The 17,225-nt window shown below is 70.5% G+C and carries 22 protein-coding genes; 10 read left to right on the forward strand and 12 right to left on the reverse strand.

All coding sequences use genetic code 11. The features are described from left to right. The coding region (locus ADK57_RS16050) for a hypothetical protein (RefSeq protein ID WP_053750238.1) at window positions 1–659 on the reverse strand (659 nt) is incomplete at its 3' end. 148 nt (window positions 660–807) lie between these two features. On the opposite strand from ADK57_RS16050, the gene ADK57_RS16055 reads away from it, so the two are divergent. Further along, on the forward strand, window positions 808–1,764 hold the full coding sequence (locus tag ADK57_RS16055) for a DUF4097 family beta strand repeat-containing protein (protein ID WP_053750144.1): 957 nt from the start codon (window positions 808–810) through the stop codon (window positions 1,762–1,764). Between the two features lies 1 nt (window position 1,765). Beyond that, the gene (locus tag ADK57_RS16060) at window positions 1,766–2,848 is read left to right on the forward strand and encodes a PadR family transcriptional regulator (RefSeq protein ID WP_053750145.1); all 1,083 of its coding nucleotides are present in this window, start codon (window positions 1,766–1,768) and stop codon (window positions 2,846–2,848) included. A 38-nt stretch (window positions 2,849–2,886) separates the two neighbouring features. Here ADK57_RS16060 and ADK57_RS16065 read toward each other — a convergent pair whose 3' ends face one another. The 4 genes from ADK57_RS16065 to ADK57_RS16080 all read right to left on the reverse strand — a co-directional run bounded on the left by ADK57_RS16065 (window position 2,887) and on the right by ADK57_RS16080 (window position 6,532). Continuing rightward, window positions 2,887–3,450, reverse strand: coding sequence for a Clp protease N-terminal domain-containing protein (locus ADK57_RS16065; RefSeq protein ID WP_053750146.1), 564 nt, complete (start codon window positions 3,448–3,450; stop codon window positions 2,887–2,889). Then, the gene (locus ADK57_RS16070; RefSeq protein WP_004925761.1) at window positions 3,450–3,659 is read right to left on the reverse strand and encodes an HTH domain-containing protein; all 210 of its coding nucleotides are present in this window, start codon (window positions 3,657–3,659) and stop codon (window positions 3,450–3,452) included. The genes ADK57_RS16065 and ADK57_RS16070 overlap by 1 nt, the downstream gene beginning before the upstream one ends. 106 nt (window positions 3,660–3,765) lie before the next feature. Then, on the reverse strand, window positions 3,766–4,734 hold the full coding sequence (locus ADK57_RS16075) for a zinc-binding dehydrogenase (RefSeq protein WP_053750147.1): 969 nt from the start codon (window positions 4,732–4,734) through the stop codon (window positions 3,766–3,768). A gap of 574 nt (window positions 4,735–5,308) precedes the next feature. After that, the gene (locus tag ADK57_RS16080; protein ID WP_053750148.1) at window positions 5,309–6,532 is read right to left on the reverse strand and encodes an NAD(P)-dependent malic enzyme; all 1,224 of its coding nucleotides are present in this window, start codon (window positions 6,530–6,532) and stop codon (window positions 5,309–5,311) included. 661 nt (window positions 6,533–7,193) lie between these two features. On the opposite strand from ADK57_RS16080, the gene ADK57_RS16085 reads away from it, so the two are divergent. Genes ADK57_RS16085 through ADK57_RS16095 form a run of 3 tightly spaced genes read left to right on the forward strand, consistent with a single transcriptional unit; the run spans window position 7,194 to window position 9,893 of the window. Continuing rightward, entirely contained in the window at window positions 7,194–8,156 is a 963-nt protein-coding gene (locus tag ADK57_RS16085) for an ABC transporter substrate-binding protein (RefSeq protein ID WP_053750149.1), read from the forward strand. 34 nt (window positions 8,157–8,190) lie between these two features. Further along, window positions 8,191–9,135: an amino acid ABC transporter permease gene (locus ADK57_RS16090; RefSeq protein WP_053750150.1), complete on the forward strand. Its 945-nt coding sequence runs from the start codon at window positions 8,191–8,193 to the stop codon at window positions 9,133–9,135. Continuing rightward, window positions 9,132–9,893, forward strand: coding sequence for an amino acid ABC transporter ATP-binding protein (locus ADK57_RS16095; protein ID WP_053750151.1), 762 nt, complete (start codon window positions 9,132–9,134; stop codon window positions 9,891–9,893). Before ADK57_RS16090 ends, ADK57_RS16095 begins: the two co-directional genes overlap by 4 nt. 116 nt (window positions 9,894–10,009) lie before the next feature. Here ADK57_RS16095 and ADK57_RS16100 read toward each other — a convergent pair whose 3' ends face one another. Beyond that, window positions 10,010–10,780 carry a class I SAM-dependent methyltransferase gene (locus tag ADK57_RS16100; protein ID WP_053750152.1) on the reverse strand — a complete coding sequence of 257 codons (771 nt, stop codon included), beginning with the start codon at window positions 10,778–10,780 and terminating at the stop codon, window positions 10,010–10,012. A 101-nt stretch (window positions 10,781–10,881) separates the two neighbouring features. On the opposite strand from ADK57_RS16100, the gene ADK57_RS16105 reads away from it, so the two are divergent. Beyond that, a complete protein-coding gene (locus tag ADK57_RS16105) occupies window positions 10,882–11,511 on the forward strand; it encodes a CGNR zinc finger domain-containing protein (RefSeq protein ID WP_053750153.1) in 630 nt (209 codons plus the stop codon). On the opposite strand, the gene sodX is transcribed toward ADK57_RS16105, so the two are convergent. Next, the gene (sodX, locus tag ADK57_RS16110; protein WP_053750239.1) at window positions 11,415–11,849 is read right to left on the reverse strand and encodes a nickel-type superoxide dismutase maturation protease; all 435 of its coding nucleotides are present in this window, start codon (window positions 11,847–11,849) and stop codon (window positions 11,415–11,417) included. The genes ADK57_RS16105 and sodX overlap by 97 nt on opposite strands. Before the next feature lie 144 nt (window positions 11,850–11,993). On the opposite strand from sodX, the gene sodN reads away from it, so the two are divergent. From sodN to ADK57_RS16120, 3 genes are all read left to right on the forward strand, one after another. Next, a complete protein-coding gene (gene sodN / locus ADK57_RS16115) occupies window positions 11,994–12,389 on the forward strand; it encodes a superoxide dismutase, Ni (protein ID WP_030928916.1) in 396 nt (131 codons plus the stop codon). Window positions 12,390–12,639: 250 nt separating this feature from the next. Further along, window positions 12,640–12,801, forward strand: a complete 162-nt coding sequence (locus ADK57_RS49930; RefSeq protein WP_159050074.1) for a hypothetical protein — start codon at window positions 12,640–12,642, stop codon at window positions 12,799–12,801. Window positions 12,802–12,843: 42 nt separating this feature from the next. Next, entirely contained in the window at window positions 12,844–13,578 is a 735-nt protein-coding gene (locus tag ADK57_RS16120) for a VOC family protein (protein ID WP_053750154.1), read from the forward strand. Here the strand turns inward: ADK57_RS16120 and ADK57_RS51200 are convergent. The 5 genes from ADK57_RS51200 to ADK57_RS16145 form a co-directional block, all read right to left on the reverse strand. Beyond that, window positions 13,575–13,895 carry a DUF952 domain-containing protein gene (locus tag ADK57_RS51200; protein ID WP_053750155.1) on the reverse strand — a complete coding sequence of 107 codons (321 nt, stop codon included), beginning with the start codon at window positions 13,893–13,895 and terminating at the stop codon, window positions 13,575–13,577. The two genes, ADK57_RS16120 and ADK57_RS51200, sit on opposite strands and share 4 nt — an antisense overlap. 9 nt (window positions 13,896–13,904) lie before the next feature. Continuing rightward, on the reverse strand, window positions 13,905–15,119 hold the full coding sequence (locus ADK57_RS16130) for an RNA polymerase sigma factor (protein ID WP_053750156.1): 1,215 nt from the start codon (window positions 15,117–15,119) through the stop codon (window positions 13,905–13,907). A gap of 7 nt (window positions 15,120–15,126) precedes the next feature. After that, window positions 15,127–15,543: a YciI family protein gene (locus ADK57_RS16135; RefSeq protein WP_053750157.1), complete on the reverse strand. Its 417-nt coding sequence runs from the start codon at window positions 15,541–15,543 to the stop codon at window positions 15,127–15,129. Between the two features lie 125 nt (window positions 15,544–15,668). Next, complete coding sequence (locus ADK57_RS16140) at window positions 15,669–15,902, reverse strand: hypothetical protein (protein WP_053750158.1); 234 nt, start codon at window positions 15,900–15,902, stop codon at window positions 15,669–15,671. 27 nt (window positions 15,903–15,929) lie between these two features. Beyond that, on the reverse strand, window positions 15,930–16,514 hold the full coding sequence (locus ADK57_RS16145) for a dihydrofolate reductase family protein (RefSeq protein ID WP_053750159.1): 585 nt from the start codon (window positions 16,512–16,514) through the stop codon (window positions 15,930–15,932). A gap of 111 nt (window positions 16,515–16,625) precedes the next feature. Between ADK57_RS16145 and ADK57_RS16150 the strand changes: the two genes are divergently transcribed. Beyond that, the gene (locus tag ADK57_RS16150) at window positions 16,626–17,216 is read left to right on the forward strand and encodes a TetR/AcrR family transcriptional regulator (RefSeq protein ID WP_053750160.1); all 591 of its coding nucleotides are present in this window, start codon (window positions 16,626–16,628) and stop codon (window positions 17,214–17,216) included. Window positions 17,217–17,225: the final 9 nt, after the last annotated feature.

Raw genomic sequence — 17,225 nt, forward strand, 5'->3', positions numbered from 1 at the left:
GGGTGGGGGTGGGGGTGGGGCACGGCGTCGATCTCCGTGCGGACCACGTCGTGCGGGCCGGGCCACTCGACCGGGCGGGTGTCCGGCTGGGCGCGGGCCGCCTCACGGAGGCGGTCGGCGGGTTCTCCGGGGGTGAGGCCGGTGGGCAGGGTGACTCCCGCGCGCGTGAGGACGGCGAGCAGGGCGCGCAGGCGGGCACGGGCGTCGGTCGCGGAGGCCGGTTTCATGAGCTGGTCGAGGGACTCCATGTCGAGGACCGGATCGAGGCCGAGGCGGGCGGCGAAGGTGCGCATGGCCTCGTCCTCGCCCGCGGGGGTGCCGTTGGCCAGCCAGACGTAGCCGACGGGGCGGCGGAAGCCGGCGGCAAGGGTGTAGCCGGCGCGGTCCGCGTCCCACCACAGGGCGAGGACGGGCCGGGAGGCGCCGACGGCGAGGGCGGTGGCCCAGCCGGTCAGGACGCGGTCGACGGGTTCACCGCCGTGCAGCCAGGGCCTGCCCTCGGGGACGAGGACGCTCCAGTCCTCGCCCGCGCGCGTGAGCAGCATGCGCTCGCGCAACAGCCCGGCCGCGGGGGCGACGGAATCGGGCTCCGCCCGGCAGAGCAGGAGAGCGCCGGGGGCGCGACCGGCAGGACCGGTTCGGGAAGCTTCCGTCGACATGGTCACACGCTAGGGCGATTCACCCTATTTGAGCACTTTCGATGACCCAAAGATCCCCAGAACGGGTGCCTTGACTTTCCCCGACCGCGATATATCGTGAATAGCAGGAGACGCGATATGGCGCGTTGCTACGGGGAGGTCTGCACCGATGCCCGAGTGGTCCGTCACAGAGCCCAGGAAGCTCACCTTCGACGATCCCGTCACCACCCTCCGCGTACGCATCGTCGACGGAACAGTGAACGTGGTGGGCACCGACGAAGGTTCCGCCCGTCTGGAAGTCTCCGAGATCGAGGGGCCGCCCCTGGTCGTGACCCAGGAGGCCGGCACGCTCACCGTGGCGTACGACGACCTGCCCTGGAAGGGCTTCCTCAAGTGGCTCGACCGCAAGGGGTGGCGTCGCAGTGCCGTCGTCTCCCTCGCCGTACCGGCCGACACGCATGTCGAGGTGGGCGTGATCAGCGCGGGGGCCGTCGTCTCCGGGGTGCGCGGGCAGTCCGTGGTGAAGGGGGTCACCGGCGACACGACACTCGTCGGTCTCTCCGGCCCGGTCCGCGCCGACACGGTCGCCGGGAACCTGGAGGCCCAGGCCGTCACCGGCGACCTCCGGTTCAACTCCGTCTCCGGCGACCTCACCGTCGTCGACGGCTCGGGCTCCGCCGTGCGGGCCGACTCGGTCAGCGGCTCCATGATCGTCGACCTCGATCCGGACGGCCCCACCGACGTCCGGCTGACCAGCATCTCGGGCGAGATCGCCATCCGGCTCCCCCAGCCGGCGGACACCGAGGTCGAGGCCAACACGGCGAGCGGGACCATCTCCAACGCCTTCGACGGCCTGCGGGTGCACGGCCAGTGGGGCGCCCACAAGATCACCGGCCGTCTCGGCCCGGGCAACGGCAAGCTGCGGGCCACGACCATCTCCGGCTCGATCGCCCTCCTGCGCCGCCCTCCCCGGGAGGACGAGCCGTGGGACGACGCCACGGACTCCGGCGCCGGCGACCCGCCGGACAACCCTCGGAGCGACGCAGGGGACAATTCGGTTTCCGGCCCGGGCGACGGCTCGACCAGTGCCCCGGCCGACGGTACGACCGACAAGAAGGTGCTCTGACATGCCCCCCGTCTTCGCGCACGGCCGCCTCCGCCTCTACCTGCTGAAGCTGCTGGACGAGGCCCCGCGCCACGGCTACGAGGTGATCCGCCTACTGGAGGAGCGCTTCCAGGGGCTGTACGCGCCGTCCGCGGGCACCGTGTACCCGCGTCTGGCCAAGCTGGAGGCCGAGGGCCTGGTCACCCACACGACCGAGGGCGGCCGCAAGGTGTACGCCATCACGGACGCGGGCCGCGCCGAGCTGGCCGACCGCAGCGGCGAACTGGCCGACCTGGAGCTGGAGATCCGGGAGTCGGTCGCGGAACTCGCCGCCGAGATCCGGGCCGACGTGCGCGGCGCCGCGGGCGACCTGCGGCGCGAGATGCGGGCGGCGGCCTCCGAGGCCCGGCGGGGCACCGGGCCCGGCGGCACCGGCACCAAGGCCGGCGACGGCGAACAGGACGGCCCCTTCGGAGACTTCGGGGAGTACACCGACAAGGAGGCATGGCGCGCGGCCAAGGAGGAGATGCGTCGCGTCAAGCAGGAGTGGAAGGAACAGGCCCGGCGCGCCAAGGACGAGAGCCGCCGAGCGCGGGACGAGGCCCAGCGGGCCCGCCGTCAGGCCAAAGAGGCGCAGGAACGGGCCCGGGAGCAGGCGCAGGAGGAGGTACAGCGCATCGCCCGGCGGGTCCAGGAGCAGGTGCAGGACCATTTCGCGCGGGGCGACTGGCCGACGGGGGTACGCGAGGGGCTGACCGAACTGGCCAAGGAATTCGGCGAGTTCGGGAAGGACTACGGCAAGGAGTTCGGGAAGGACTTCGGCTTCGGCCGGGGCAACGGCACCGCGGAGAAGGCGGCACCCGCCCCCGAGTACTCACACACCCCGGAGGGCTTCCCGGCCGAGTACGAACCGACGTGGGCCCACGAGGACCCCACCGGCGACCCGGCCCGCGACCTGGACCGCCTGCTCGACCGCTTCCGGGACGACATCCGCGACACCGCCCGGGACCACGGCGTCACACCCGACCAGCTCCGCGACGCCCGCCGCCACCTCTCGACCGCGGCGGCACACATCGGGGCGCTGCTGCGGACGCCGAAGGCTTGAGGGAAGCGGCCCCGGCGGCCACGAGCACCTGGGCCGGCTCAGCCCGCCTTCGCCTCCCCACCCCCGTACAGCACCCGCATCAGCGCCTCGTGCGTCACCCCGTGGTCGGCGAGTACCTCCGCGGGGACACCCGGGCGGGCGGTCAGGGCCAGGAGGATGTGTTCGTCGCCGACATGGCGGTCGCGGTGGGCGACGGCGATGCGCAGGGACCTCTCCAGGACCTCCTTGGCGTCGCGGCCGAAGGAGCGGCGCCCCGACCACCAGCTCCGGTCCTTGCGGTCGCCGGACATCGCCCCGACACCGTGCGCCTCCTCCACCCGGGCGACGATCTCCGAGACGTCGATGCCGAGTCCCGCGAGGGCATCGGTGTCGGCCTGGGTGAGGCCCGCACGTCGCCGCGCCTCGGCCAGGGCATGCCGTACGGACTCCTTGCGGTCGGCGAGCCCGAGCGCCGCCAACCCGAAGGAGGCGCGGGAGGCCTCCCGGTCCAGCAGGGCGAGCAGCATATGCTCCGCCTCCACGGACTGTGCGCCCGCCCCCTCGGCATGCTCCACCGCCCCGCGCACCACGTCCCGGGCGTCCTTCGTGAACCGCTCGAACATCAATGCCTCCCGTACTTCTTGTGCACGGCCTGCCTGCTCACACCGAGTTCCGCGGCGATCTCCTGCCACGACCAGCCCTGATTGCGCGCGTTGCGCACCTGCACCGCCTCCAGCTGCTCCAGCAGCCTGCGCAGCGCGGCGACGGCCCGCAGGCCGACCCGGGGGTCCCGGTCGCCCGCGCGCTCGGCGAGATCCGTTGCTTCGGTCATGCTGTCAACTTACGTTGACACGCCTCGCTTGTCAACCGTGGTTGACATGACCGACGGCCGGCCCGGCGAACCGGACCGGCCGTCAGCAAGCATCGGACAGCAGGGACTACAGGCCGTTCTTAAGTACGATCTTCCCGAACTGGTCCCCGGACTCCAGCCGTTCGAAGCCCTCGCGGGCCCGGTCGAGCGGCAGCGCCTCGTCGATGACGGGACGGACACCGGTGGCGGCACAGAAAGAGAGCAGGTCCTCCAGCTCGTCCTTGGTGCCCATCGTGGAGCCGACGACCTTGAGTTCCAGGAAGAAGATCCGGGTCAGCTCGGCGTGCGAGGGGCGGTCACCACTCGTCGCGCCGGAGATCACCAGCGTCCCGCCGGGCCGCAGCGACTTCACCGAGTGCGACCAGGTGGCCGCGCCGACGGTCTCGATCACGGCGTCGACCCGCTGCGGCAGCCGCGCACCCGGCTCCACCGCCTCCACCGCCCCCAGGTCGACGGCCCGCTTCCGCTTCGCCTCGTCCCGGCTGGTCGCGAAGACCCGCAGCCCCGCAGCCTTCCCCAGCACGATCGCCGCCGTGGCGACACCGCCGCCGGCGCCCTGCACGAGGACGGAGTCGCCGGGTCGTACTCCGGCGTTCGTGAACAGCATCCGGTACGCCGTCAGCCAGGCCGTGGGCAGACAGGCGGCCTCCTCGAAGGAGAGCTCCTTGGGCTTGGGCAGCAGGTTCCACGTCGGTACTGCGACCTGCTCGGCGAAGGTGCCCTGATATCGCTCCGTGAGGATGGAACGGGGCTCCTTGGGGCCGACACCGTGGCCGGTCTGACCGATGACGGAGTGCAGGACGACCTCATTGCCGTCCTGGTCGACGCCCGCGGCGTCACAGCCGAGGATCATCGGCAGCTTGTCCTCCGCGAGGCCCACGCCGCGCAGGGACCAGAGGTCGTGGTGGTTGAGGGAGGCGGCCCTGACGTCAACGACGCTCCAGCCGGGGCGGGGCTCAGGGGCCGGGCGCTCCCCCAACTCCAGGCCGGAGAGCGGCTGGTCGCGGTCGATTCGGGCGGCGTAGACAGCGAACATGACCTTGACGATAGGCGGCGAGGCAGGCGGGCGGAACCGCCGGGCTCTGTGACACACACCCTCTTGTCAAGGCGCCCGCCCCCGGTGCGTGCAACACCTGGGGGCTCCGCCCCCAGACCCCCGGCCTATGCCCCACCCCCCACCCGACTCGGTCAGTCGAGAGGTGGGCCTCGCCCTGGGGGCTGCGCCCCAGCGGGTGGGTGGGGTCGGGGACAGCCTCTGCCCACCACCCGACTCGATCGGTCGAGAGGTGACCGTCACCCGGCCGCCACCGGCGTCGCACGGTGCACGATCCCGCGCACGGCGGCAAGGGGACGCCGTACGCACCCGCACCCGCGTACGGCGGCAAGGGGACGTGTCGGGGGGTGTCCGCCCGCAGCGGTTGGCGCGTCAACACGTTCGCCCCCGTAAGAAGCCGATTCCGCGCCGTTCCGAGGACGGACACCCCCCGACACGGCCCCGACCCCACCACACCCGAAGGCGCAACGGGCACCCCGAAACCACCCGAACGGCCGGGCACGCAGGCAAAAAAAATGGCCCCGCCCAAATCCGGACGGGGCCACCACACCAAACCTCAGCGCCGAGCAACGCCTTCCGCCCGCGCCGCGGCCGCCACAGCAGCCGTCACCGCAGGCGCCACCCGCTCGTCGAACGGCGACGGAATCACATAGTCAGCGGCAAGGTCGTCGCCGACCACCGACGCCAGCGCCTCCGCGGCCGCGATCTTCATGCCCTCGGTGATCCGGGAGGCCCGCACCTGCAGCGCCCCCGCGAAGATGCCCGGGAACGCCAGCACGTTGTTGATCTGGTTCGGGAAGTCCGACCGCCCGGTGGCCACGACCGCCGCGTACTTGTGCGCGACATCGGGGTGGATCTCGGGATTCGGGTTGGCCATGGCGAAGACGAAGGCACCCTCGGCCATGGAGGCCACGGCGGGCTCCGGCACCGTACCGCCGGAGACGCCGATGAAGACGTCGGCGCCTTCCAGAGCGGCCTCCAGAGGCCCGCTGATGCCCGCCTTGTTGGTGAACGAGGCCAGCTCACGCTTGACCGACGTCAGGTCGTCCCGGTCGGCGGACACGATGCCCTTGCGGTCCGCCACCGCCACGTCGCCGATGCCGGCTTCGACCAGCATCTTCGCGATGGCGACACCGGCCGCGCCCGCGCCCGAGATGACGGCCCGAAGCTCGCCGATCCCACGACCGGTCAGCTTCGCCGCGTTCCGCAGCGCCGCCAGCGTCACGACCGCCGTACCGTGCTGGTCGTCGTGGAAGACGGGGATGTCCAGCCGCTCCTGGAGCTTGCGCTCGACCTCGAAGCACCGCGGCGCCGAGATGTCCTCCAGGTTCACGCCACCGAAGGACGGCGAGATCCGGACCACGGTCTCGACGATCTCGTCGACGTCCGTGCAGTTCAGCGCGATCGGGACGGCGTCCACGCCGCCGAACTGCTTGAACAGGATCGCCTTGCCCTCCATGACCGGGAGGGAGGCCTCGGGACCGATGTCGCCGAGTCCGAGGACCGCCGTACCGTCCGTCACGACGGCGACGACCGAGGACTTCCACGTGTAGTCGTGGACCAGTTCGGGCTGCTCGGCGATCGCGCTGCACACTTTCGCGACGCCGGGCGTGTACGCCAGGGACAGGTCGTCCTTGTCACGGACCGGCACGGTGGCCTGCACGGCCATCTTGCCGCCGCGGTGCAGCGCGAACGCCGGATCGAAGGAATCGAGGGGCTCGGCCCCGCCCTCCTGGTCCGTACTGCTGTCGCTGCGAGGATTGACGATCTCCGCTGCCACTTTGTCTTACCCCTTAGGTCTTCATGGTTTGAGGGTGGCCACTCCTGGTTGAGAAGTGGGCGGGCACCGCGCACGGCCCTGATGGTGCTGCTCCCGCACGGGATACGTACGAGCCATACGCGACGGGCGCGCCGCACACGCGCCCTGAGCCCCGGATGAGGGGTGTAAAGAACCTTCTTACCGGACGGACCACACCGACGACGAGTCCAATACGTGCAAGGTCACACGGCGGAACACGAACGTCCACTTACCGGTGACATGAATCATGGGACATACCGACACAAGCTCTCAAGATCCGCTTGACTGGCGTTCGAACGGCGCTCGACCCGCCCCGACCTGCATCGGCCCGGCGTCCGCATCCCGAGATACACCGAAGATCTTGCGGCCGGAAGTACGGATTCCCGTAGATGGTGCGGTCGGGATGTACCGACCTGGTGTGGTTCGGGAGTTGCCCGTTATCCGATTTTGACATGGCTGCCCCCCTGCACGCCTTGGTCCGAATGGCAAGATGCGGTCATCACACGAGGTCGCGACACTCGAAGACGTGTGCTCTCGTCGACCCAGGGCCCAAGCACCAGCCGAGGTCCCATGGCACCTGCCGAACCCATCGGCAGCTGTCCGCCCCATCGGCAACTCCACCCATCCGCCGGAGGAACCCACCATGACCGCAAGCTCCACCCGTCGTACGACCGCAGCGCACACCCGGCTAGCAGCGGTCGGTGCGATCGCGGTCGCGGGCACGCTGCTGCTCGCCGGCTGCGGTGACCAGACCGAGGACGGCGGCTCGGGGAGCACCGACACCGCCTCGGCGAGCACGGCCCCGCTGGCCGACAAGCTGCCGAAGGCGATCCGTGACGCAGGCGTCATCAAGGTCGGCTCCGACATCGCCTACGCGCCGGTCGAGTTCAAGGACAGCGCCGGCGCGACGGTCGGCATCGACCCCGACCTCGCGGCCGCCATGGGCAAGCAGCTCGGCGTGACGTTCAAGTTCGAGAACGGCACCTTCGACACGCTGATCACGGGTCTGCGCTCCGACCGGTACGACATCGCCATGTCCGCGATGACCGACACCAAGGACCGCCAGGAGGGCATCGACTCCGACACCGGCAAGAAGGTCGGCGAGGGCGTCGACTTCGTGGACTACTTCACCGCCGGTGTCTCGATCTACACCAAGAAGGGCGACGACCAGGGCATCAAGACCTGGTCCGACCTGTGCGGCAAGAAGATCGTGGTGCAGCGCGGCACAGTCTCCGAGGACCTCGCCAAGGCCGAGGCCAAGAAGTGCACCGGCGGCAAGACGATCTCCATCCAGGCCTTCGACAACGACCAGCAGGCCCAGACCCGCCTGCGCGCGGGCGGCGCCGACGCCGGCTCCTCCGACTTCCCCGTCGCCGCGTACGCCGTGAAGACCTCCGGCGGTGGCAACGACTTCCAGCTGGTCGGCGAGCAGGTCGAGGCCGCCCCGTACGGCATCGCGGTCGCCAAGGACAGCACGCAGCTCCGGGACGCCCTGAAGGCCGCGCTGGACGCGATCATCGCGAACGGCGAGTACGACAAGATCATCTCGAAGTGGGGCGTCGGCGACGGCGCCGTCAAGGAAGCCACCATCAACGGCGGCAAGTGACCGCGTGATCTGCGGCCACTGAAAGGCAACACCCGTGACTGTTGACATCGACAAGACGGACGGACCGGCGGACACCCCGCCGGCCGGCCCGCAGGCCATCAAGGCCATCCCGGTCCGTCACTACGGACGGTACGTCTCCGGCGTGCTCGCCCTCGCCGTGCTGGTCGGCATCATCTACGCGTTCTCCCAGGGCAGGATCAACTGGGGGGCGATCCCGGACTACTTCTTCAACGACCGCATCCTCAGCGGCGTGGGCAAGACGCTCCTGCTCACGGTGCTGTGCATGCTGATCGGCGTCGTCGGCGGCATCCTGCTGGCGGTGATGCGCCTGTCGAAGAACCCGGTCACCTCGTCCATCGCGTGGTTCTACATCTGGTTCTTCCGCGGCACCCCGGTCCTGGTCCAGCTCATCGTCTGGTTCAACCTGGGCCTGGTCTTCGAGTACATCAACCTCGGGCCGCTCTACAAGAACGAGTGGTCGGACTTCATGACCCCGTTCCTGACGGCGCTGCTGGGCCTCGGCCTCAACGAGGCGGCGTACATGGCGGAGATCTGCCGCGCCGGCCTGCTCTCGGTCGACGAGGGCCAGACCGAGGCGTCGCACGCGCTGGGCATGAGCCACGGCAAGACGCTGCGCCGGATCGTCGTCCCGCAGGCGATGCGCGTGATCGTGCCGCCCACGGGCAACGAGGTCATCAACATGCTGAAGACGACCTCGCTGGTGTCCGTGGTCCAGTACTCGGAGCTGCTCCGCGTCGCCCAGGACATCGGCCAGACCTCCGGCGCCCCGGCCGAGATGCTGTTCCTGGCCGCGGCCTGGTACCTGGTCCTGACCTCGATCTTCAGCGTCGGCCAGTACTACCTGGAGCGGTACTACGCCCGCGGTTCGAGCCGAAGTCTGCCGGCGACGCCGTTCCAGAAGATCAGGGCGAACCTGCTGTCCCTGTCGAACCGTCCGTCGGCGGGAGGTACCGCATGACCGCCATGGTGAAGGCCGAAGGCGTCCACAAGTCCTTCGGCCTGGTCGAAGTCCTCAAGGGCATAGACCTGGAAGTGAAGTCCGGCGAGGTCTTCTGCCTCATCGGCCCCTCCGGCTCCGGCAAGTCGACCTTCCTCAGGTGCATCAACCACCTGGAGAAGATCAACGCGGGTCGTCTGTACGTCGACGGCGACCTGGTCGGCTACCGCCAGAAGGGCGACAAGCTGTACGAGCTGAAGGACAGCGAGGTCTCGGTCAAGCGCCGGGACATCGGCATGGTCTTCCAGCGCTTCAACCTGTTCCCGCACATGACGGCCGTGGAGAACATCATGGAGGCGCCGGTCCAGGTCAGGGGCGTGAGCCGGGCCCAGGCCCGGGAGCGCGCGCTGCAGCTGCTCGAACGTGTCGGCCTGGCCGACAAGGCCGGCAGCTACCCCTCGCAGCTCTCCGGCGGCCAGCAGCAGCGCGTGGCGATCGCCCGTGCGCTGGCCATGGACCCGAAGCTGATGCTCTTCGACGAGCCGACCTCGGCTCTCGACCCGGAGCTGGTCGGCGACGTCCTCGACGTCATGCGCGACCTCGCCGAGTCCGGCATGACGATGATCGTCGTCACCCACGAGATGGGCTTCGCCCGCGAGGTCGGCGACAGCCTGGTCTTCATGGACGACGGTGTGGTGGTCGAGTCCGGCAACCCGCGGGACGTCCTGACGAACCCGCAGCACGAGCGGACGCGGTCGTTCCTGTCCAAGGTTCTGTAGCAGTCGGACAAAGGGGCGGTACGGGTCCCCCGTACCGCCCCTTTCCGTGTGCTCCGGCCCGTGTGCTCCGGCCCGTGTGCTCCGGCCCGTGTGCTCCGGCTCCGTGTGCTCCGGCGCTACTTCAGCGCCAGCAGCAGCGTGTCCGACGGCGAGCACCACACCGGACGCGCCTCCCCGAAGCCCTTCTCGCGCAGCACGCGCGCGTGCCACGCGGCGGACGGCATGTCGCCGTCGGCGTGTTCGCCGTAGATCTCGAAGCGCTTGGCCGTGGGCCCGGCCAGGACGGGGTCCTTGGCGGCGAGCTGCCACCACTCGGCCCAGTCGAGGTCGCCGTCGGCCCTGGCCTGTTCCATGCCCGCGTGCCGCTGCGCCCGCTCGGCCGCGTTGATCCGGGGGGTGGTGTCGTCGATCATGTGGTCCGCGTTCATGAAGACACCGCCGTCGCGGACGAGTTCCGCGACCTGACCGTAGAGGGCCGCGAGGGGTTCGCTGTGGAGCCAGTGCAGGGCCGTGGCGGTCAGGACCGCGTCGTACGAGTCGTACGGCAGCCCCGACGGCCAGTTCGGGTCCTTGAGGTCGGCGGTGACGAAGGTGACCCGGTCGTCGCCCGCGAAGGTTCCCTCGGCGATGGCGAGGAGCGCCGGATCGAGGTCGACGCCGGTGCTGGTGGCCTCCGGGAACCGCGCGAACAGCCTGGCCGTGATACTTCCCGTGCCGCACGCGAGGTCCAGGACGCGCGGGGCGGTGCCGACGAGGGCCTCGACCATGTCGAGCATGATCCGGAAGCGATCCTCCCGGTCGGGCATGTACCACTCCTGCTGCCGGTCCCAGCTCTCCTGCCAGGCCCGCCAGTCGGTACCGGCCGTGGTGGTGTTCGTGTCCGTCATCGAGCCCCTCCGTCGCACGAGGTCACGTAATACCCTGGATGCACGACCGGCTGTTACCCCGACCGCACCACGACCATAGAACGCCTCCGTAAGGACTACAAGTGGAACTGGCCTATTACTCGGATTACGCCGTACGACTCGTCAACAGCGAGGAGCCGGCCCGGGGCAAGGACGCGCTGACCTCGGTCGAGGCAATCCACGACCTCTTCGGCGGCAACCAGGGGGCCGCCCGGCGCGCCACGGACGCGGACGTCACCCGTTTCCGGGGCGTACGGGCCCGGCTCCGGGCGGTCTTCGAGGCGGCGGACGCGGGCAGCGAGACGCTGGCGGTGGACCTGCTGAACTCACTCCTCCTGGAGTTCCCGGTGAGCCCGCAGATCTCCGGCCACGACTACCGGGACGACGAGGGCCGCCCGCTGTGGCACATGCACCTGGCGGACCACCCGTCGAACGCGACCGCGGGCTACGCGGCCATCGCGGCGATGGGCCTCGCCTTCCACCTCACGGAGTACGGCGTCGACCGCCTCGGCCTGTGCGAGGCCGCACCGTGCCGCAACGCCTACCTCGACACGTCCACGAACCGCTCCCGGCGCTACTGCTCCGACCGCTGCGCCACCCGCGCCAACGTGGCGGCCTACCGCGCCCGCAAGCGCCTGGAGGCCGACCGGTCGGAGAAGACCGGCCTCGCGGCCGACAGCGCCCAGCGCACCGCGGCGAACGGCGAGCGCTGATCCGGCCTGCGCGGCCGGTAGCGGAAGCGGACCGTGCCGAGCACCAGTTCGTCCGGCACGGTCCCGTAGTCGGTGCTGTCGCCCCCGGCGTACGCGTTGTCCCCGAGCACCCACCAGCCGCCCTCGCGCCGTTCCGTGGCCCGTTTGACGACGAGCAGGTCCTGCTGGAACGGATGGCGCAGGACGACCACGTCACCCGGCCTGATCCTGGCCCCCCACTGGACCACGAGCTGGTCCCCGTGACTGAGCGTGGGCACCATGGACGGCCCGGACACCTCGGCCAGCCCGAAGGGCAGTACGGCCCCCCTGCGCTCGGTCTCCTGCGACAGCTCCGGCATCGCCGGCACCTCCCCGGTCCGTTCCTCCACCAGTCTCAGTCTCACCCCGGACTTTTGTCCTAAGCCCATGGGGGCACTCGCGAAATCCCTTCTCCCAGGGAGTAATGTCCCACCTGAGAAGACGATCACGAGGAAGGATTGCGCATGCTTTCCCGCCTGTTCGCCCCCAAGGTCAAGGTCAGCGCCCACTGCGACCTGCCCTGCGGCGTGTACGACCCGGCCCAGGCCCGCATCGAGGCGGAGTCGGTCAAGGCTGTCCAGGAGAAGATGGCCGGCAACGACGACCCGCACTTCCAGGCGCGCGCCACCGTCATCAAGGAGCAGCGTGCCGAGCTGGCGAAGCACCACGTCTCCGTGCTGTGGAGCGACTACTTCAAGCCCCCGCACTTCGAGAAGTACCCGGAGCTGCACCAGCTGGTCAACGACGCCTTGAAGGCCCTCTCGGCCGCCAAGGGTTCGACCGACCCGGCCACGGGCCAGAAGGCCCTGGACTACATCGCCCAGATCGACAAGATCTTCTGGGAGACCAAGAAGGCCTGACCGCCAAGTCAGCCTTCCCGACCGGCGATCGGTGCACCATCGCAGGTCGACGGGCACCCCGAAGGGGCTCGACCGGACTCGTTCCGGCCGGGCCCCTTCGCCGTCAGCACCGGAACCCTCGGACCGGGCTCCGTGCGCATTCCCGCGCCGCCGACCACCTGGCCGCCCCATGCCGAACCAACCGACTGACGCGGCGAGACATCGGCTCGCCCTGACCGCCGGGACAGGTGCCGCCGTTGTCCTGGGGGCCATGGCCGTCGACGTCGCGGTCCAGCAGGACTTCGCCCTGGAGGCCACGTCGGAGCAGGCGGAGGCCCTCACCGATCGCTTCGTCGACGCCGGGGCGGGAATTGGTCGACGTCCCGGTTCTCGCACACACCGCCTGAATGCCTCCGGGCAGGAGCGGGCCTGAAATTCCGGCGGGTACAGGGCCTCCCCCGCCTACGATCACCGCATGAGCATCCGCTGGACGTACGCCTTCATCGACCGGCCCGCCCGGGGCCTCGGCCGGGCCCAGGAGTTCTGGACGGCCGTCACGGACACACGGTTGTCCGCACCGCGGGGTGAGCAGGGCGAGTTCGCGACCCTCGTGGCGGACGGCGCCGACGCCTGCGTGAAGGTCCAGGGCGTGGCGGAGGGCCCCGGGGGCGCGCATCTCGACTTCGCCGTGGCGGACGTACCGGAGTTCGTGAAGGCGGCGGTGGGGTGCGGGGCGTCCATGGCCGCCGAGCACGAGGGGTGGGCCGTACTGCGGTCGCCCGCGGGGCAGTTGTTCTGTGCCGTGCCCTGGCACGGGGAGTCGGTGCGGCCGCCGATGGTGCGGGGCAGCCGGCTCGACCAGGTGTGCGTCGACGTCCCGCCGTCCGTGTACAACGCCGAAGTCGCCTTCTGGGGCGCGCTGCTGCCCGACTGGCAGTCCCTGCCCGGTTCGCTCCCCGAGTTCCACGTGGTCAAGCCGCCGCCCGGGCTTCCGATCCGTATCCTGCTCCAGCGCCTCGGCGAGGAGCGGCCCCTGACCGCCCATCTGGACCTGGCCTGCTCGGACATCGAGGCGACCCGCGCCGAGCACCAGCGGCTCGGCGCGGAGCTCGTCGCCCGCGGCCGCCACTGGACGGTGATGCGCGATCCGGCGGGCGGCACGTACTGCCTGACGGGCCGCGATCCGGAGACTGGCGGGCTTCCCGCCTAGTCCCACGTCTCCACGTCCACCACGGCGTCCACCGGGATGGGCCCGTACACGTGCGGGAACTCCTCGCCGCCGGGCTTCGCCGCCTCGTACTTCACCGGCGCGTCGAGGCGGGAGGGGTCCACGACGAGGACCACCAGATCGTCGACGCCCTCGTAGAAGGCCGCCGTGCGCGGGAGCTGGGCGCGGGTCGAGCAGTGGATGAAGCCCTCCTCCTGGAGGGTGCGGCCGCGGGTCGACATCTCGTACGTGCCTCGCGCGCGGGCCGCCTCCCAGAGGGAGCGTTCGGTGATGTGGAGGATGGGCGTCGAGGTGGTCATGGGATCAAGTTACGGCCTCAGGCGGGCCGCCCGCGCCCGCAAGTAGCGCTGTTCCGGCAGGCTCAGGGTCTTGGCGGCGGCCGACTCGTAGGCGGCGCGGGCGTCGTCGTACGAACCGGCGCGTTCCAGGAGGTGCCCCCGGACCGCGTCCAGACGGTGGCCCGTCTTCAATTCGCCCTCCAGCGCGTCCAGTTCGGCGAGTCCGGCCTGCGGGCCCTGCACCATGGCGACGGCGATCGCGCGGCCCAGCCGTTCGAGGGGGCCGGGGACGAGGCGTACGAGGACGTCGTAGAGGCCGAGGATCTCCCGCCAGTCGGTCGCCTCGGCGGCCGGCGCCTCGTCGTGCACCGCGGCGATGGCGGCCCTCACCTGGTAGGGGCCGGCGGGGCCCCGGCTCAGGGCGTGGGTGACCAGGGCGACGCCCTCCTCTATCGCGGCCTTGTCCCAGCGGTCGCGGTCCTGTTCGTCGAGGGGGATCAGTTCGCCGTGCGGGCCGGAGCGGGCGTCGCGGCGGGCGTCGGTGAGCAGCATCAGGGCCAGCAGGCCGGCCACCTCGCCGGCGTCGGGGAGGAGACGGTGGACCGTGCGGGTCAGGCGGATCGCCTCGCCGGCGAGGTCGCGCCGCTGGAGGGAGGGTCCGGAGGTCGCGGTATGGCCCTCGTTGAAGATCAGGTAGAGGGTCTGCAGGACGGCGGGCAGGCGCTCGGCCCAGTTGTCCGGCCGCCCGAAGCGCACACCCCGCACCTTCTGCTTGGCGCGGCTGATGCGCTGGGCCATGGTCGCCTCGGGGACCAGGTACGCGCGGGCGATCTCCGCCGTCGTGAGGCCGCCGACCGCACGCAGGGTGAGCGCGATCTGCGCGGGCGGGGGCAGATCCGGGTGGCAGCACAGGAAGAGGAGGGAGAGCGTGTCGTCCTCGCGGGGCGCCCGGTCCGTGGTGACGAACGCGTCGCGCGGGGCGAGTGCCGCCGCCTTCTCCTCCCGCGCCCGCCGCGCCTCCTCCGACCGCAGGGCGTCGGTCAGCCGCCGCGAGGCCACCTTGATGAGCCACCCGCGCGGGTTGTCCGGCAGCCCCGCCGAGGGCCACTGCCCGGCCGCCGCGAGGAGTGCCTCCTGTACGGCGTCCTCGGCGGCGTCGAAATGGCCGTACCGCCTGACCAGCGCGCCGAGGACCTGCGGCGCGTGGCGGCGCAGCAGGTCCTCGATCTCGCGGCCGGTGCTCACGGCCGGGTCAGCAGAGGTCCCCGGCGCCGTCCTGGATGGGCCGGATCGCCACCGGGTGGTTGGGGGCGCCCTCGGGCTGGGGGCAGCGGGTGACGCGGTCGGCGATCTCCGTGACCCGCTCCAGGCTCTCGCACTCCAGGACCCAGTAGCCGGCCATCAGCTCCTTGGTCTCGCTGTACGGGCCGTCGGTGATCACTGCCTTGCCGTCGTCGCCGAGCGTGACCGTGCGGATCTTCGCGGGCTCGGCCAGGCCCTGCGCGTCGACGAGCTCGCCGGTCTCGGAGAGGTCGTTGTTGATCGCTTCCATGTGGGCGTACATCGCCTGGACGTCCTGCTCGCTCCAGGCCGGGGAGTGAGGGGATGCCTTGCCGCGCATCGCCTCGTAGTCCAACTGTGTGCCCTGCACCATGACCAGGTACTTCATGAGTCCGCTCCTTCGCGTCTTCGGCGTCTTCGCGCCGGGCCGCCCGTGGTGGGCGACTCTCACAGGGGACGTCGGAGCCGGTCGGGGGTTCTCGACAACTCGGCTCGGGTTCTCTTCGACCCGGCTCAGGTCTTCTTCGGAGCGGCGGTGTTCGTGGAGGGGGTGTTCGTCGCGGGGGTGCGGTGCCGGCCCTCGGCCGCGGGCGCTTCCGCGGTCTTGTCGGCGTATGCCTCGCACTTCGGGTTGCGGCACGGGCCTGACACCCATACCGGGACCCACGCGCCCAGCGTCTTGTGGCGCCGGACGACTGTATCGACGTGCTGTCCGCAGGCGGGACAGACGTGTGCGTCGCTGTCCATGCCTTCCAGAGTAGGGCGAGCGGGGCGTCAGCGCTTCCTGCTGTACGTCCGCACCAGCGCCCCGTTCTTGAAGGTGCGCACCGAGCCGAGCTCGAAGTCGGTGACCGCGAAACCGGACCCGAACATCGGCATGCCCGTGCCCAGCACGATCGGGTACGTCTTGATGACCAGCTCGTCGATCTCGTCGAGCAGCTCGCCCGCGAGCACCGAGCCGCCGCACAGATAGATGCCGAACTCACCCTCCTCCGCCTTGAGCTCGCGCACCTTTGCGACCAGGTCGGCGGCGACGATCTCGACCTTCGGGTCGGGCGACTCCTTGAGGGTGCGCGAGGCGACGTACTCGCGCAGATGGGCGTACGGGCTGGTGATGCCCTCCTTCAGCGCGACGTCGTAGCTGGCGCGGCCCTGGATGATCGTGTCGAACTTCTGGTTCGGCCGGTCGTCGATGCCGACGGACCGGCGGCCGTGCGTCGCCACGGTCTCCGGATATTCGGTGCTGAGGAACTCCAAGAACTCCTCGTCGGCGAAGCGGTACATGGACGACGCGTCGCCGCCCGGGTCCCCGATGAACCCGTCGATGGAGCAGGCGATGAAGTAGGTGAGCTTTCGCAAGCCGGTCTCTTTTCGTAGGCTGCCTCGTGAACGACTTCAGTTGTAGTACTTCTCTTGTAGTGGTTGCAAGCGGATTCCGGGTACGGAATCAAGTGACAGAGGAGATTCCGTATGGCCAGCAATCCGGAGCGCCGGGCCGCGCTCGTGGACGCCGGGGTCGAAGTGCTCGCGCGCGAGGGGGCGCGCGGGCTGACGTTCCGCGCGGTGGACGGGGAGGCGGAGGTCCCGGTGGGTACGGCCTCCAACTACTTCACCGGCCGCGACGACCTGCTGCGGCAGATCGACGCCCGGCTGCACGAGCGGCTCGCGCCCGACCCCGAGGTGATGAGCGAACTGCTGAAGGGGCCGCGAGACCGCTCACTGGTCACCGCCTTCATGCACGACCTCATGGCCCGCGCGACCCGCGACCGCACCGGCTATCTCGCCCTCCTGGAGATGCGCCTCGAAGCCACCCGCCGCCCGGAACTGCTGGCCTCCTACACCAGGTCGGTGCGCGGCGACCTGGAGTACGGCATGGAGTTCCACCGGGACGCCGGGCTGCCCGGCGGCGACGAGACCGTCACCGTGCTCTACCTCGCGATGCTCGGGCTGATCCTGGAGCACCTGACCCTGCCGGGCGTCCTGGACGGCGTACTGCCCGGGGTGAGCGTGCCCAACGGACTGGTGGAGCGGATCGTGGCGACGGTGGCGCCGGAGGGGTAGGCCGGCGAC

Source organism: Streptomyces sp. MMG1533 (assembly GCF_001279775.1).
Lineage (GTDB): Bacteria > Actinomycetota > Actinomycetes > Streptomycetales > Streptomycetaceae > Streptomyces.